This window comes from Pedobacter sp. WC2423 (assembly GCF_040822065.1).
Lineage (GTDB): Bacteria > Bacteroidota > Bacteroidia > Sphingobacteriales > Sphingobacteriaceae > Pedobacter.
Window position 1 is genome coordinate 4,397,682 of the sequence record NZ_CP162005.1, and the last position, 13,387, is coordinate 4,411,068.

The 13,387-nt window shown below is 38.8% G+C and carries 13 protein-coding genes; 7 read left to right on the forward strand and 6 right to left on the reverse strand.

Going from position 1 to position 13,387, the window contains the following annotated elements:
• Positions 1 to 28 precede the first annotated feature (28 nt).
• Genes AB3G38_RS18400 through AB3G38_RS18415 form a run of 4 tightly spaced genes read left to right on the forward strand, consistent with a single transcriptional unit; the run spans position 29 to position 2,198 of the window.
• Positions 29 to 280 (forward strand): hypothetical protein, encoded by a 252-nt coding sequence (locus tag AB3G38_RS18400; RefSeq protein WP_367865257.1) that lies wholly within the window; start codon positions 29 to 31, stop codon positions 278 to 280.
• 15 nt (positions 281 to 295) lie between these two features.
• Positions 296 to 694 (forward strand): DUF983 domain-containing protein, encoded by a 399-nt coding sequence (locus tag AB3G38_RS18405; RefSeq protein ID WP_367865258.1) that lies wholly within the window; start codon positions 296 to 298, stop codon positions 692 to 694.
• Complete coding sequence (locus tag AB3G38_RS18410; RefSeq protein ID WP_367865259.1) at positions 691 to 1,353, forward strand: DUF2461 domain-containing protein; 663 nt, start codon at positions 691 to 693, stop codon at positions 1,351 to 1,353. The genes AB3G38_RS18405 and AB3G38_RS18410 overlap by 4 nt, the downstream gene beginning before the upstream one ends.
• A 2-nt stretch (positions 1,354 to 1,355) precedes the next feature.
• A complete protein-coding gene (locus AB3G38_RS18415) occupies positions 1,356 to 2,198 on the forward strand; it encodes an OmpA family protein (RefSeq protein WP_367865260.1) in 843 nt (280 codons plus the stop codon).
• Positions 2,199 to 2,281: 83 nt separating this feature from the next.
• On the opposite strand, the gene rfbC is transcribed toward AB3G38_RS18415, so the two are convergent.
• Genes rfbC through AB3G38_RS18430 form a run of 3 tightly spaced genes read right to left on the reverse strand, consistent with a single transcriptional unit; the run spans position 2,282 to position 5,007 of the window.
• Complete coding sequence (gene rfbC, locus AB3G38_RS18420; protein WP_367865261.1) at positions 2,282 to 2,836, reverse strand: dTDP-4-dehydrorhamnose 3,5-epimerase; 555 nt, start codon at positions 2,834 to 2,836, stop codon at positions 2,282 to 2,284.
• Positions 2,837 to 2,838: 2 nt separating this feature from the next.
• Positions 2,839 to 3,141 carry a DUF4286 family protein gene (locus tag AB3G38_RS18425; RefSeq protein ID WP_367865262.1) on the reverse strand — a complete coding sequence of 101 codons (303 nt, stop codon included), beginning with the start codon at positions 3,139 to 3,141 and terminating at the stop codon, positions 2,839 to 2,841.
• 54 nt (positions 3,142 to 3,195) lie between these two features.
• Positions 3,196 to 5,007: a tetratricopeptide repeat protein gene (locus AB3G38_RS18430; protein WP_367865263.1), complete on the reverse strand. Its 1,812-nt coding sequence runs from the start codon at positions 5,005 to 5,007 to the stop codon at positions 3,196 to 3,198.
• A 234-nt stretch (positions 5,008 to 5,241) separates the two neighbouring features.
• On the opposite strand from AB3G38_RS18430, the gene AB3G38_RS18435 reads away from it, so the two are divergent.
• The 3 genes from AB3G38_RS18435 to AB3G38_RS18445 are packed head-to-tail and all read left to right on the forward strand — an operon-like array spanning position 5,242 to position 9,505.
• On the forward strand, positions 5,242 to 7,134 hold the full coding sequence (locus AB3G38_RS18435; protein ID WP_367865264.1) for a prolyl oligopeptidase family serine peptidase: 1,893 nt from the start codon (positions 5,242 to 5,244) through the stop codon (positions 7,132 to 7,134).
• A 9-nt stretch (positions 7,135 to 7,143) separates the two neighbouring features.
• Positions 7,144 to 8,811, forward strand: a complete 1,668-nt coding sequence (locus AB3G38_RS18440) for a sensor histidine kinase (RefSeq protein ID WP_367865265.1) — start codon at positions 7,144 to 7,146, stop codon at positions 8,809 to 8,811.
• 4 nt (positions 8,812 to 8,815) lie between these two features.
• Positions 8,816 to 9,505: a response regulator transcription factor gene (locus AB3G38_RS18445; protein ID WP_068403928.1), complete on the forward strand. Its 690-nt coding sequence runs from the start codon at positions 8,816 to 8,818 to the stop codon at positions 9,503 to 9,505.
• A gap of 106 nt (positions 9,506 to 9,611) precedes the next feature.
• Here the strand turns inward: AB3G38_RS18445 and AB3G38_RS18450 are convergent, their stop codons facing one another.
• The 3 genes from AB3G38_RS18450 to AB3G38_RS18460 all read right to left on the reverse strand — a co-directional run bounded on the left by AB3G38_RS18450 (position 9,612) and on the right by AB3G38_RS18460 (position 13,385).
• On the reverse strand, positions 9,612 to 10,325 hold the full coding sequence (locus AB3G38_RS18450; protein ID WP_367865266.1) for a hypothetical protein: 714 nt from the start codon (positions 10,323 to 10,325) through the stop codon (positions 9,612 to 9,614).
• A 197-nt stretch (positions 10,326 to 10,522) separates the two neighbouring features.
• Entirely contained in the window at positions 10,523 to 11,848 is a 1,326-nt protein-coding gene (locus tag AB3G38_RS18455; RefSeq protein ID WP_367865267.1) for a metallophosphoesterase, read from the reverse strand.
• A 37-nt stretch (positions 11,849 to 11,885) separates the two neighbouring features.
• On the reverse strand, positions 11,886 to 13,385 hold the full coding sequence (locus AB3G38_RS18460; RefSeq protein ID WP_367865268.1) for a sigma 54-interacting transcriptional regulator: 1,500 nt from the start codon (positions 13,383 to 13,385) through the stop codon (positions 11,886 to 11,888).
• Between the last annotated feature and the right edge of the window lie 2 nt (positions 13,386 to 13,387).

Here is a 13,387-nt window from a genome sequence, read left to right on the forward strand (position 1 = left end):
TTGTAAGCTTCATAAATGATAGAATCCAATGAAAAGAGCTATTATCTTCTTTATTCTTTTGGTTGCTGTAACAGCAGGAGCTGGTCTGCAGAAAGTTGCTGCACAATGTGCCATGTGTACAATCAGTGCAGAACAGGGAACTCAAAACGGGAATACACAAGCTGTAGGCTTGAATACAGGTGTTTTGTACCTGATGGCAATTCCTTACCTGATGATCGCTGCTATTGGCTTTTTGTGGTATAAAAGATACCGTCGTTCACAAGCTTCCCTGCGTTCCTGATCTCCTTCAGTATAGATGAAGAAAACAACAAAACTATATGCATTAGTACATGGTAAATGTCCGCATTGCCGCAGAGGAGAAATCTTCACAGGTACTTTATATGGTTTCGATTTACAACGTACAAATGATATTTGCAGTCATTGCGGGCAGCGCTATGAGATAGAACCAGGCTACTTTTATGCCGCTATGTATGTAAGCTATGCAATGAATGTAATGGAGATGATTGCCGTGGGTATTGCAACCTATATCTTTTCCGGTGGTAATCTGGAATTTGATTCCCTATGGATGTATGTCGGTGTGATTTTTAGTGGATGCTTAGTCCTTGCACCCTTTAACTATCGTTATTCACGCGTGATTTTATTACATTGGCTCTCTCCTAAAATTAGTTATAACGCCTATTACGACAGACCATGATTAAGCCAGAAACACTAGCTTTTTTAAGCGCAGTAGCAGCAAATAATAACAGGGAATGGTTTGCCCTGAATAAGGAATTGTATGAAACCGCAAAGGCAGATGTGATTGGCCTGGTTGAGGAACTTATTCCTGTTCTTGCAACTGTTGACCCACAGTTCCCACTTGAAACACAAGCTAAGAAATGTGTAATGCGCATTTACAGAGATGTACGGTTCAGTAAAAATAAAGATCCCTACAAAAATAACTTTGGAATTTCTTTCTCCGTGAAAAACTCGAACGGAAACGGGCCGGAATTCTATCTGCATCTTCAGCCAGGGAAGTCATTTTTTGCCGGTGGTTACTGGATGCCAGAAGCATCGATACTTAAAAAAATAAGAGAAGAAATAGATTACAATACCTCAGAATTTCTTGAAATTATAGAAGCTAAAGGTTTTACAGACCAGTTTAAGCTGAGTACAGAAGACACCCTGAAGAAAGCTCCCAAAGGTTATGATCCGGAGCATCCTCATATTGATTTGTTAAAACTCAAAAGCTTTATTGCCGTTTTACCACTCACAGATCAGGAATTATTAAAACCTACCCTAGTTAATCAATTAAAAAAAGCTTTTACAGGAATATATCCATTTGTCCGCTTCCTGAGAGGAGCTATAGCACCCTAATTATGAAGAGAGTTATTTTGTTTTTAAGCATCGGTTTATTGGCCAGTGCATTTAGTTCATGTGTAGTCCTGTCGCCAAAAAAATATAAAGCTTTACTGGCTAAACAGGATTCATTAAGCACCGGCTGGAGCGGAGCACAGGGGTCTATTGATAACTTACAAAGCGCTATTGCTAAATTACAGCGGGATACCGCTGATCTGAAAGGACAGCTTAATGAGCTTCAAGGTAAATATAAAGCAATTGACGGCAGTTACGCCAAATTAAAGGATAACAGCTCTTCTGCCATTAATAAGCTCTCAGAGGATCTTAAAAAACGTGAACAACGCCTTAAAGAAGTAGAAGATGTTTTACGTAAACGTGATGAAGCTTCTAATCAGTTAAAAGAAAAATTAGAACAAGCATTGCTTGGATTCTCTAAGAGCGGATTAACCGTAGAAATGAAAAACGGTAAAGTATATGTCTCTCTGACTGATAAACTCTTATTTCCTTCAGGCAGTATTATTATCGATGAAAAAGGGAAACAAGCATTGGCTCAGCTGGCTAAAGTATTAAAAGAGCAGCCGGAGATTATTATTGCTGTAGAAGGGCACACAGATTCACAGAAAATAACTAACCTGGGTCAGATTAAAGATAACTGGGACTTGAGTGTGTTGCGTTCCACTTCTGTAGTGCGTTACCTGACAGAAACTGAAAAAGTTCCTGGTGTAAGGTTGACTGCAACAGGAAAAGGTGAATTCCAACCATTAGATTCTAATACTACCCCTGAAGGAAGAAGTAAAAACCGCAGGATTGAAATTGTATTGGCGCCTAAATTGGATGAGCTGTACAACCTGATCAAAAAATAAGTTATCATTTATAAAAAAGGTCATCCGGATATCCGGATGACCTTTTTTATAAAACTTTAAGAAAAGAATACGCAGATCCTTCGTTAAAAAGGGCTCACGAAATCTTTAAAAGAAGAAAGTACCAGATCTTTATCAGAAAGCAAAAGCTCCTCTTTTGTCAAGTCTTCACTCCAGTTAATGTTCAGATCCGCATCATTCCAGATTACACCACATTCAGACTCTTTATCATAATAATTTGTCACTTTGTAAGTGAAAATAGTATCGTCTTCAAGCGTCAGGAAACCATGAAGGAACCCTGGTGGAACCCATAATTGCTTGTGATTTTCACCACTAAGGACGATGCTGAAATGCTGGCCATAAGTGGCGGATTCTTTTCTGACATCTACAGCAACATCAAGAACTTTACCTTGTATAACCCTTACCAGTTTTCCCTGTGCAAAAGGAGCTTTCTGAGCATGTAAACCACGCAAAGTACCCTTTTGTGAGAAAGATTGATTGTCTTGTACAAAGTCGGCCTGAATGCCGGCCTCTGCAAATGCGCGCGCACTGAAACTTTCGTAAAAATAGCCACGGTTATCTTTCCATACTTTAGGTTCGATAACAAAAAGATCAGCTATAGGTGTTTGTATCATATTCATAATTAAGCTATATATTCCATTACGGTAGTGAAAGAAACAAATTTATCTTTAAAACGACTGTTTAATTCTGCTGCCAGTGCATTCGCGTGCGTTAACTGATAAGCATCATAATCTTCGATTGACTGTACAACATATTGGGCGCAATAGGTTACACCTTCATTTGGTGAATCTACCACCTTTAATAATCTGTTGGAAACGAATAATCCGGTAGCCATTACTTCAGGAATATGTTCTTCTTGCATCCATTGCAGCCATGCCGGAGCAGAAGCTTCTTCAATAATCAGGGTTACATTGTATAATAACATAGCACAAAGATATAATTAAGAGCTTGTGTAATTTTATAAATCGCAGGAATAAATTCAGGATTCCATAGGATCACCTCTCAGTTTCCTGAAATGCTTGCGTGCCTCAGTTACAAACATGCTGCCTGGAAAGTCTACAATCAATTTTTGATATAATATTTTAGCTTGTTCAGGATCATTCAGCTGATCTTCATAGATGCCGGCAAGCATAAATAAGGCTTCATCTGCCCAATTTCCTTTTTGCTGATGTCCGGTTAACTCTTTAAGTAAAGGCACGGCAAGAGCAAAATCTCTGTTTTTGATATAAATGTTTGATTTAAACATCAAAATATCATCAGTGAGACTGTTTTTAGGGTATAACACGACGATGCTGTCTACTTTCGCTATTGCTTCCTTATGGAGATTCCTGAATTGCAGCGATTCAGCAGCAGCATACATTTGAAGTGCCAGTGTATCCGTTTTGGTTTCCAGATGATCGGATATTAAAAGGCTGAGATTTAATGCATCGTTCGCTATTAATTGTTCTGTAGATGCTTTGAGCACATCTGCCTGAGATTTGGCATAACTAAAATTTCCCTGTTCAAATGATAACCTTGCAGACCTGTATTTGGCTTCAGTTCCTGGATTTTGATTTTCGAACTCCTTAGCCACCTGCTCGTACATCAAAATGGCTTCCCATGGTTGTTGTGTCAGTCTGTAAATATCTCCAAGTTCAAGTTTCATTGCACCCAGATCAGCACTAGTAATGCCCGGGATTTTTATAGCTTCTTCCAGTGCTTCTTCCGCTTTTTTAAGATCTTTCAGATAATAAGCCTGTAGATTTGCCAACTTCCTGAGTGCAAAAAGTGTGTTCGCATTCCTGCCAAACTCATCCAGGATTTCCTGATACTGACCCGCAAGGGCTATAACATCTTTTTGTTCATTTTTACCCAGCAGGAGCGCCTGATAACTGGCATCGATCAAGGCCAGTTTGGAAGGCAGATAATATGGATTGTCCTTGCCTTTAAGCGTTAAGTAAGTGTAAGCTTTGATCGCTGTATCATAAGCTTTATTGGAGGCAAATATCTGTGCATGTTCAAATAAGATCGTTCCATCATCTTTAATCCTTTTATCCTGCGCAATTAATTGACGCAATGCCATGTCATATTCTTTTTGCTGCAAAAATTGCCAGATCAGCAACTTTGAATAAGATTCATTCTGAGGATCTTTTTGTATTCTCTTGAACAATGAATTCTGAAGAGTCAGATAATCGGCATTAGTTTCAAAAACAGAAGGCAGTACTGTTTCGGCCTGCTGTAGCATTTGGGGCATGGTAGACAAGGCATTCAAATATTCTTCACTCAATTTATTTTTGTCCTTCTTGAAACGATAGATACTTAAGAGTTCAAAAGTGAAGACCTGATTATTTTTCATGTTTTTTCTGGCTTGAAGAAATACATCTGCAGCCAGATCATATTCGGCTATCTGGTATAAATCATTTGCCAATGCTCTTATTTTGGATTCATCCTCAGGAAGGGAATGCAAGAGCTGATCAAAGGTCTTCTTTGCATTTTCCAGTTCTCCTTTTTCTTTGTAAATCCGGGCTTGTATAGTCAGGTACTTTGGAGATTCAGGGCTCTGCCTGATCAGTTTTTTGATCGCTTTATCTGCAACTTCGTATTGTTTTGATTTGAGCAGTGCATTGAAGTACAGCTCTGAATAGGCCTCATTTTTTGTTTTGAAGACTATCTTTTCGAGTAATACAGATGCCTTTTGATAATCTCCATTTTGATAGTATAGCATCGCCATCTCACTATCATTATTACTTTGTGCAAATAATGATAGTGAGCCTGTAAAGCAGAGTACGATCGCCAATATTGTTTTTATCATGATGTCCTGAATCAACGTGAACAGCAAGAAACTGTTATCAAAAATAAAGATAATAAATTGTGGTTGTCCATCATTCCGGATTACCGGTATTTTAAATATTACCAGACATTTCTTTATCAGCGATAAAATATTACTATTTTGAGACGCTCTCCATTTGCTGTTAAGGTAACAATATTAGTGTATTGTCCATATAGACAGCTAGTGTTGCGTATTTTTGCAGGCTACCGTAATGCTATGACCATAAAGAAAAGATATTTATTCATTGTTCTTCTAGCCCTTTTTAGTGCTTGCCGGCAAAACAGGCAGGTAAGGGTTATTCCTGTGGCAGACTTCTTTAAGGCACAGGATAAGGGTTATTATGCAATTTCTCTGGATGGTAAAACCATGTCTTATCTAAAATTACAAGGTAAAAAGCAAAACTTATTTGTAGAAGATCTGGCTACTGGAAGATCCTCACAGATCACACAATTGAATGAGAAAAATATCAATTACTACTTCTGGGTAAGTAATGATGAAATCGTTTATTACAAAGAGAAGTCAGGGGCTGAGCGGTTATCAGATATCTTTATTATCAATAAAAACGGAGAAAATGAACGTCAGCTGAGTGATAATGGGAAAAGCAGGATGCACGTACTCAAAGATCAGTTGATTGATGGTAAATTTTTATTGGTTTCATCTAATAAGAGAGATTCTACGGTGTTCGATGTTTACCGTTTAAATGTAAGAGATGGCCAGATGGACATGGCTGCCAGGAACCCGGGAAACATTACCAACTGGGTAACAGATTCAAAAGGACAAATTCGCCTGGCCACCACCAGTGATGGGGTAAATCAGACATTACTATACAGAGAGACTGAAAACCAAGCCTTCAGAGCTGTAGTGACCAATAATTTTAAAACTACTTTTACGCCTGTCGCGATTTCAGATACGAGACCAAACGTTGTTTATGCGATTTCTAATGTTAACAGGGATAAAAATGCATTGATAGAATTGAACTGTCTGACGGGTAAAGAAAGTAAGGTGCTTTTCAGTAATGATACACTCAATGTAGTGGATGCCCAATATTCCGAATCCAAAAAGACTATAGCTTTTGTAATCTGTGAAACCTGGAAAAAGGAAAAACATTACCTGGATCCTTCTGTTAAAAAGCTATATGAAAAGCTGGATAAATTATTGCCGGGTACTGAATCAAGGATTATTGACAGAGATAAAGCAGAAAATACATTTATTGTAAGAACGTTCACGGATAGAAATCCGGGATCTTATTACTTATATATTGCCAATAAAGGTACAATCAGAAAACTAAGTGATTTCAATCCTTATGTTAAGGAAGCTGAAATGTGCGAGATGAGGCCTGTTTCTTATACAGCACGTGATGGATTAAAAATACAGGGGTATCTTACTTTGCCGGTTAATAAACCGCCTTCCAACCTTCCGGTAGTTGTTTTGCCGCATGATGGCCCGGGACGCAGAGATTCCTGGGGTTATAAAGCAGAAGTGCAATTTCTGGCGAATAGAGGATATGCAGTGTTCCAGGTTAACTACAGGGGCTCATCCGGATACGGAAAGTCTTTTGCTGCTGCCGGCTCTGGTCAATGGGGAGGTAAAATCAAAGATGATATTAATGATGGGGTAAGATGGCTCATTGAGAATAAGATTGCTAACCCAAGGAAAATAGCCATTTATGGTTCAGGCTTTGGCGGTTATATCGCGTTAAATAGTTTATATTCGAGCCCTGGGATGTATGTTTGTGGTGGGTCTAATTCAGGAGTGATTAATTTATTTAGTTATCTGAAATCTATTCCTCCATTTTTGAAGACTAATTTGCAGATGTACTATGAGGTAATCGGTAATCCTGTAACAGAAGGTGACCGGATGCGCCAGGTATCTCCGGTTTTTCATGCAGATAAATTCAGGGTTCCCGTGTTTATTGCGCAAAGTCCAAAGGATCCGAGAAGTAATTCAGGAGAAGCTGTTCAGTTTGTGAAAGAACTCAACAAAAGAAATGTGAACGTAACTTATCTCGAAAAGGAATATAGTGAGTTTTCTCCACAGGGTGAAGAGGTGCGCCAGCAACTATATGCTTCACTGGAGCAGTTTTTGTCTGTAAATTTGTCTAAGAAATAGGTGGGTAATATGGCTCCGGAAAAGACTAGTGGCTATCGTAAGAACTTTTCACTGATCGTGACCTTTATTGTGCTGATCTCTGTATTGTTCATCTTGTCTTTGTTTTTGGCTTATAATTTCAGCAAGAAATTTATAGAGAATGAGTTTGTCTCTGAAAAAGTAAAGGTTCTGGAGGAAAGTATTAAACCTTACAATGAATTTTTCCAGAATAAAGTTCCTGAAATTTCTTATTACAATGGATATCTTGATTCTGCTACGGCATCAAAGTTTGTGGATACTATTATTAATGCCTATCCTTTTGTTTCAAAGGTGGTTTTTTATGATTCGGAGATTGGGAATACACCGGTCAGGGATGGATTAAATACCGGGCATTTCTCTTTTGGCCCTAAGAATATTTATCAGTTTGGTGATTTGGTCCCTTTGGATTCGGTCAAATTGTTTTCGAGGGATGATACGAAAAAATTCAGTAGGGGTGATGATTTTAATGCTTTGGGAATCAAGCTGATTTCTTACATTGAGAGTCTGGATACGACTATTGTACCTAGTCAGGAAGAGCTTTTTACCAACTTCAGTATTATCCGTTCGAATAAAATTACTTACCTGAATATTCCGGGATTTGAAGATTTAAAGGTTTATAAGCAGATGCTAAGACAGCAGCTTAGTCCGTCTCCGGTTTATCAGCAGGATATGTTATCTTTTCATCTGGATCCATATAAAATCAAGATTATCAATACGCGGCCGCTGTTGTATCAGAATATAAGAATTGAACCGCTAACTTATGATCCTTTAAATACGTCAGCGGATTATATAGCTACAGAGATCACATTACCCGGCCCGTTTTCAGATTATAAACTCTATTTTATTTCTGCAAAGTCGTTTGTAGCTCAGGGAATTTTGAGTTATTTTATGCCTATCGCGCTGGTGATGTTACTATTCTATGGAATTCTGGTTCTGGTCACCGTTTTGATCTACAGAAATCTTAATATTAATCATAAGATGTTTAAATTGCAGTATGATTTTGTGAATAATCTGACGCATGAGTTTAAAACGCCGGTGAGTGTGATTAAGATAGCGGGTAATAATATTAAAAGTGCGAGTGCACTGACTGAAAGAGAGCTCAAGTTGTATGGTAAGATCCTGGATGAGGAGGCCGACAAGTTAAATGGATTAATGAACAAGTTACTGGCTTTTACGCAGATTGAAAACAGGGCTATTCAGTTAAATCGTGATGAAATTAATATTGTGGATTTTATTGAGAGTACAATTGAATCTCATACGCTGAAACATCCTGATTTTGTAGTGACTTATGAAGTCTCTGGTTTTGTGACATTTATTACGGATCCGGTATTGCTGGGCAGTCTTTTTGACAATTTAGCGGAGAATGCTTACAAGTATTCACGTCCTGAGCATAAGCGGTTGCATATTGTGGCGAGAATGATAAAAGGAAAAGTTGTATTCAGGTTTGTGGATCAGGGTATAGGTATTCCAACACCAGAAATTAATAATATCTTTAAGAAGTTTTACCGGATACAGAATCAGTATAATCAGAATGGTAGTGTTGGTTTAGGGTTGGCTTTTTGTAAGGAGTTAGTGAATTTCATGAAGGGTGAGATCTCGGTAAAAAGTAAAGTAAATAAAGGAACAGAGTTTAAAATAGTACTGCCTTATAATAATTAATGATATGTCTAAAGGAATTAAAATACTGATAGTTGAAGATGATGAAAATTTAAGGTTTTTAGTAGTACACAGACTAAAGTCTGAGGGTTATGATGTACTGGAAACCGGCGATGGTGAGCTGGCAGTAAAAACTATCATGGATGAAAAGCCTGATATTGTTTTGCTGGACTGGATGTTGCCGGGTAAACAGGGGTCGGATGTTTGTCAGGAAGTGCGTAAGCAGGGTTTTGAGAACCTGATTATTATGATGACTGCGAAGGCGCAGGATGTGGATAAGATTGATGCTTATACTTTCGGAGTGTCTGATTATGTAACCAAGCCGTTTAATATGGATGTTTTGGTGGCGATGCTGGAGAGTAAGGTGAAGTTTTTGTTAAACAATGATAAGTCAGAGATCCACCGTTTTGGCGACATGGAACATCACCCTAATATCCATACCCTTTACAGGAGCGGAAGAAAGATTGAATTAACAATATTAGAAAACAGGATCTTATTGTATTTCCTGAGAAATCCGAATAAGGTGATTAACCGGGATGAGTTGATGCTGGTTGTTTGGGGATATAATTCTGATGTGAATACGCGTACGCTTGATATGCATATTGTTCGTTTAAGAAAGAAGATTGAATTGAATCCTGATAATCCACAGTTGTTGCAAACTGTAAGGGGTATTGGATACCGTTTTAATGCGGGATAGTTTTTAAATAGTTATTGGTAATAGCGCAGTCCTTAAAAGACTGCGCTATTTTTTTTGCTGATTTTGCAGGTTTGCGGGTGGTTGAGTTTTTATGCTTAAATGGGTTTTAATCTTTGAGGTGGGCTGCCCAGAAGGGATATTTTACACCATCTTGCAGGAAGTTTGGGAAATGTGTTTCGTCAGGCAGAATAAGTGCTCCATGGGTTTTTCTAAGCACACTGAATATACTTTGATCGTTGCGGTGTTCTATAAACGTTTTTTGTTGTAAGGCTGCATCTTTCTGGTCTGTAAAAAGAGATAAGTTTTCATAGAGTGTGTCATACCATTTGTCTATGAGTTGTGTGGTGTGCTGGCATTTCCTCAGCATAATGACCGTTGTTATCAATTGATTAGAATTGATGATTTCTGTTGTGGTGTTAAAATAGTCAAATACTTCTTGCTTAGTGTATTCATTTTCTTTGTGGGGTAGTTCAAAAGCGATTGTACCGGTATCGGTTGCTTCCAGAAGTGTCAGGTAATCGTGGAAACGTTTTTTACCACTTTTATTAATGATACATCCTGCATCGGCATAAATCAAAATGTCGTTTTCGGGAAGGGTATCAAGTATTTTTTTTATGACGTAGGGTTTCCAGATCCAGTATCCACCGCCTTTTGATTGTTCAAGGATAGATTTAAAGCGTTTGGCAAAGATCGGGTTTATAGCTGCCGGGCTGAAGATTTTTACTTCGTCGAAAAATTTGGAGTCTATGGCTGTTTGTTTGAGAAATTTTCTCTGCGCTCTGTATTTATCGTCTCCATAGGTTATAAAGTGAGTTTTCATAGCGTTTAATTTATTTATAATGTAATAAATTAATTTAAACGGTTTGCGTTAAGTTATTAATGAGTTATTAACAGTGTTGAAAAGAGGGATGTCCGGCTGCTAAAAAAACAAGCCGGCTATGTTCGGCCGGCATTGTCTTCGCCTGAAGAGATTCTGAACGAATTTCCTGAAATGAGTATGCTTGTTTTTCTATTTTTTTATGCTCTTTTGAGTGTGAAGATGGTGATCTCCGGTAAGATACCTACTCTTCCGGGGTAACCAAGGAAGCCATAACCTACGTTAACATAAAGCTGCTGTTTTTGTTCCTGATATAATCCGGCCCATTCTTTATAGATATACTCTATAGGGCTCCACTGGTACTTTTCGGTACGAACTCCGAATTGCATACCATGGGTGTGGCCACTAAACATCGCATCTATCTGAGGATATTTTGGCAGCACTTCGGCACGCCAGTGTGAAGGGTCGTGAGAAAGTAAAAGCTTTACGGGAAGGTCGTCAGTATTCTTAACTGCAAGATCCATACGGCCGTATTTCGGAAAACGCCCCATGCCCCAGTTCTCTATGCCCAGAATTCCGATTTCTTCACCATCAATCTTTAACCGGCGGTTTTCATTCATTAAAAGATCCCAACCCATAAGTTCGTGGGTTTTGATCACGTCTTTCAGGTTTTTTACTTTTGCGGGGGATGATTCTTTCCCAAAATGATAATCACCATAATCATGATTTCCCAGAGAGGAGTAAACACCAAGGGGAGCCTTTATTTTACTGAAGATGTCCTGGTAATCCCGCATTTCTGTGGCCATGTCATTGACAATATCACCGGTGAAGAAGATGAAATCCGGCTTTTCGCCAAGGAGCATTTCTACACCACCTTTTACGGCTGTTTTGTTGTAAAAGCTTCCTGAGTGAATATCTGAGATCTGTCCCATCGTGATGCCATCAAAGGCAGCGGGCAGGTTAGGGAGGATCAATGTCTTTCTGCGGACCTGATAATCATAAGCACCTGATACAATTCCCCAGGATAATGAAGTGAGGGGAATTGCCGCTGCAACCAAGCCTGCTTTAACAATAAACGAAGATCGGCTGATTGGTTCTTCTATAGCTAAACCGGTTTTATTATGGGTGCTTGTTGTACGGGATGAATATGTTGCATTATACTGATCATTTAAGTTTCCTGATACTGTTGCGCTGCTGTTTTCTGATCTTCTGGTCCGTCTGAGCAGAACGATAACTAACCTGCGCAGGTCATCAACCAGCAGAAAGGGCAGCATCACGATTTTACAGGCAGTAGTCAGGAAAAAAATGACTAAGATGACTGCACGCATTGATAAAAACAGATTTAAGAAGATACCTGCAAAAACACCAATAATTAATACGATGGTGATACCCCAGTAGATGCGGGTAAATCTGGTTTTTGCTTTTTCACTCCAGTTTTTGAACGCGGATAAAATCGCCTTGACGAAGTAGAAATCGAATGCGATGATTAAAAGGCATCCTACAATAAGAAAGGGTAATCTGCCCATTTTTATGTTAAATATTAAAAGATACTTTTAAAACAGACTAGGCATTGAAATCAATGTCATCATCTTCGTCCTCTTCAGGATCAGTATTAAATAAACTGTCAAACATATCAGAGAAACCGAAACCACCACTCAGGTATTTTTTATTCAACTGAGAGTATTCTGCAAGTCCATGTAAGGCAAACTCCATTAATAAAAGGGTTTGATTAGCACTTAGTTTAGGATGGAACTGTTTAACCAGCTCATTCAGGCCAGCAACTTGCATGAGCTCTTTTTTATATTGAGACTCTGTCAGGTTATCAGCAATATCCAGTGTGTTGCCATCTGTGAACCAATCTGTGATCAATTGATAAGGATTTGCAGTTTTGTTTTTCTTTGCTTTCTCCGGATCAGGGAAGTAACGGTTGAACAAGCTTTTGATCGCTTTACCAATTAAGATATTCGCAACTTTAGCGGGGCCTTCAAGTTCTCCTTCATAAACCAATTCAATTTTACCTGTTACTGCCGGTATAATTCCTGTCAGATCAGCAAGTCTTACGAAGGTCTTCTTTTCTCCGTTGACCAGCATCCTTCTTTCGGCAGTACTGATCAGGTTTTCGTAAGCAGAAATTGTTAAACGTGCTGATACACCGGATTTTTGATCAATGAACTCACTTTTGCGCGCTTCAAAAGCAACTTGCTCAATCAAATCTTTCACTAAACCATCAGCTTCGATTAGTTTTTGTGCTTCAGTGATCTTTGCCTCCTGGAAAGTGATTTTACGGGAGATCGCTATGGTTTTAGGGTAGTGAGTAAGGATCTGACTTTCTATCCTGTCTTTCAACGGAGTTACAATTGATCCCCTGTTGGTATAATCCTCCGGGTTCGCTGTAAATACAAACTGTACATCCAGAGGAAGACGTAATTTAAATCCCCTGATCTGAATATCTTTTTCCTGAAGCATATTAAACAAGGCTACCTGTATCCTTGCCTGTAAATCCGGTAGCTCATTGATGACGAAAATACTGCGGTGTGCTCTTGGAATTAACCCAAAGTGGATCACACGCTCATCATTATAAGTTAATTTCAGTGTAGCGGCTTTAATCGGGTCCATATCGCCAATTAAATCGGCTACGGTTACATCCGGGGTCGCTAATTTCTCCGTATAACGGTCTGAACGGTGCTGCCAGCTGATCGGTGTCGCATCATCATGTGCAGCAACTTCCTGTTTTCCGAACCAGGATATTGGATTCAAAGGATCATCAAAGATTTCACTTCCGGTGATATAAGGGATATATTCATCAAGCAGGTTAACCATTAAACGTGCAATACGTGTTTTGGCCTGGCCCCTTAAGCCCAGTAGTAAAATGTTGTGTCTGGATAAAATCGCGGTCTGAAGTTCAGGAATAACAGTTTCATCATAACCAAGGATACCCTCAAAACCAGCATCTTTATTTTGAAGCTGCTGTATCAGGTTCTTGCGCAATTCGTCTTTTACTGTTAGGGAGATGTAATTTGAGGCTTTTAATTCGCCAAGAGTTTTAATTGAGGTTTGCTCCATAG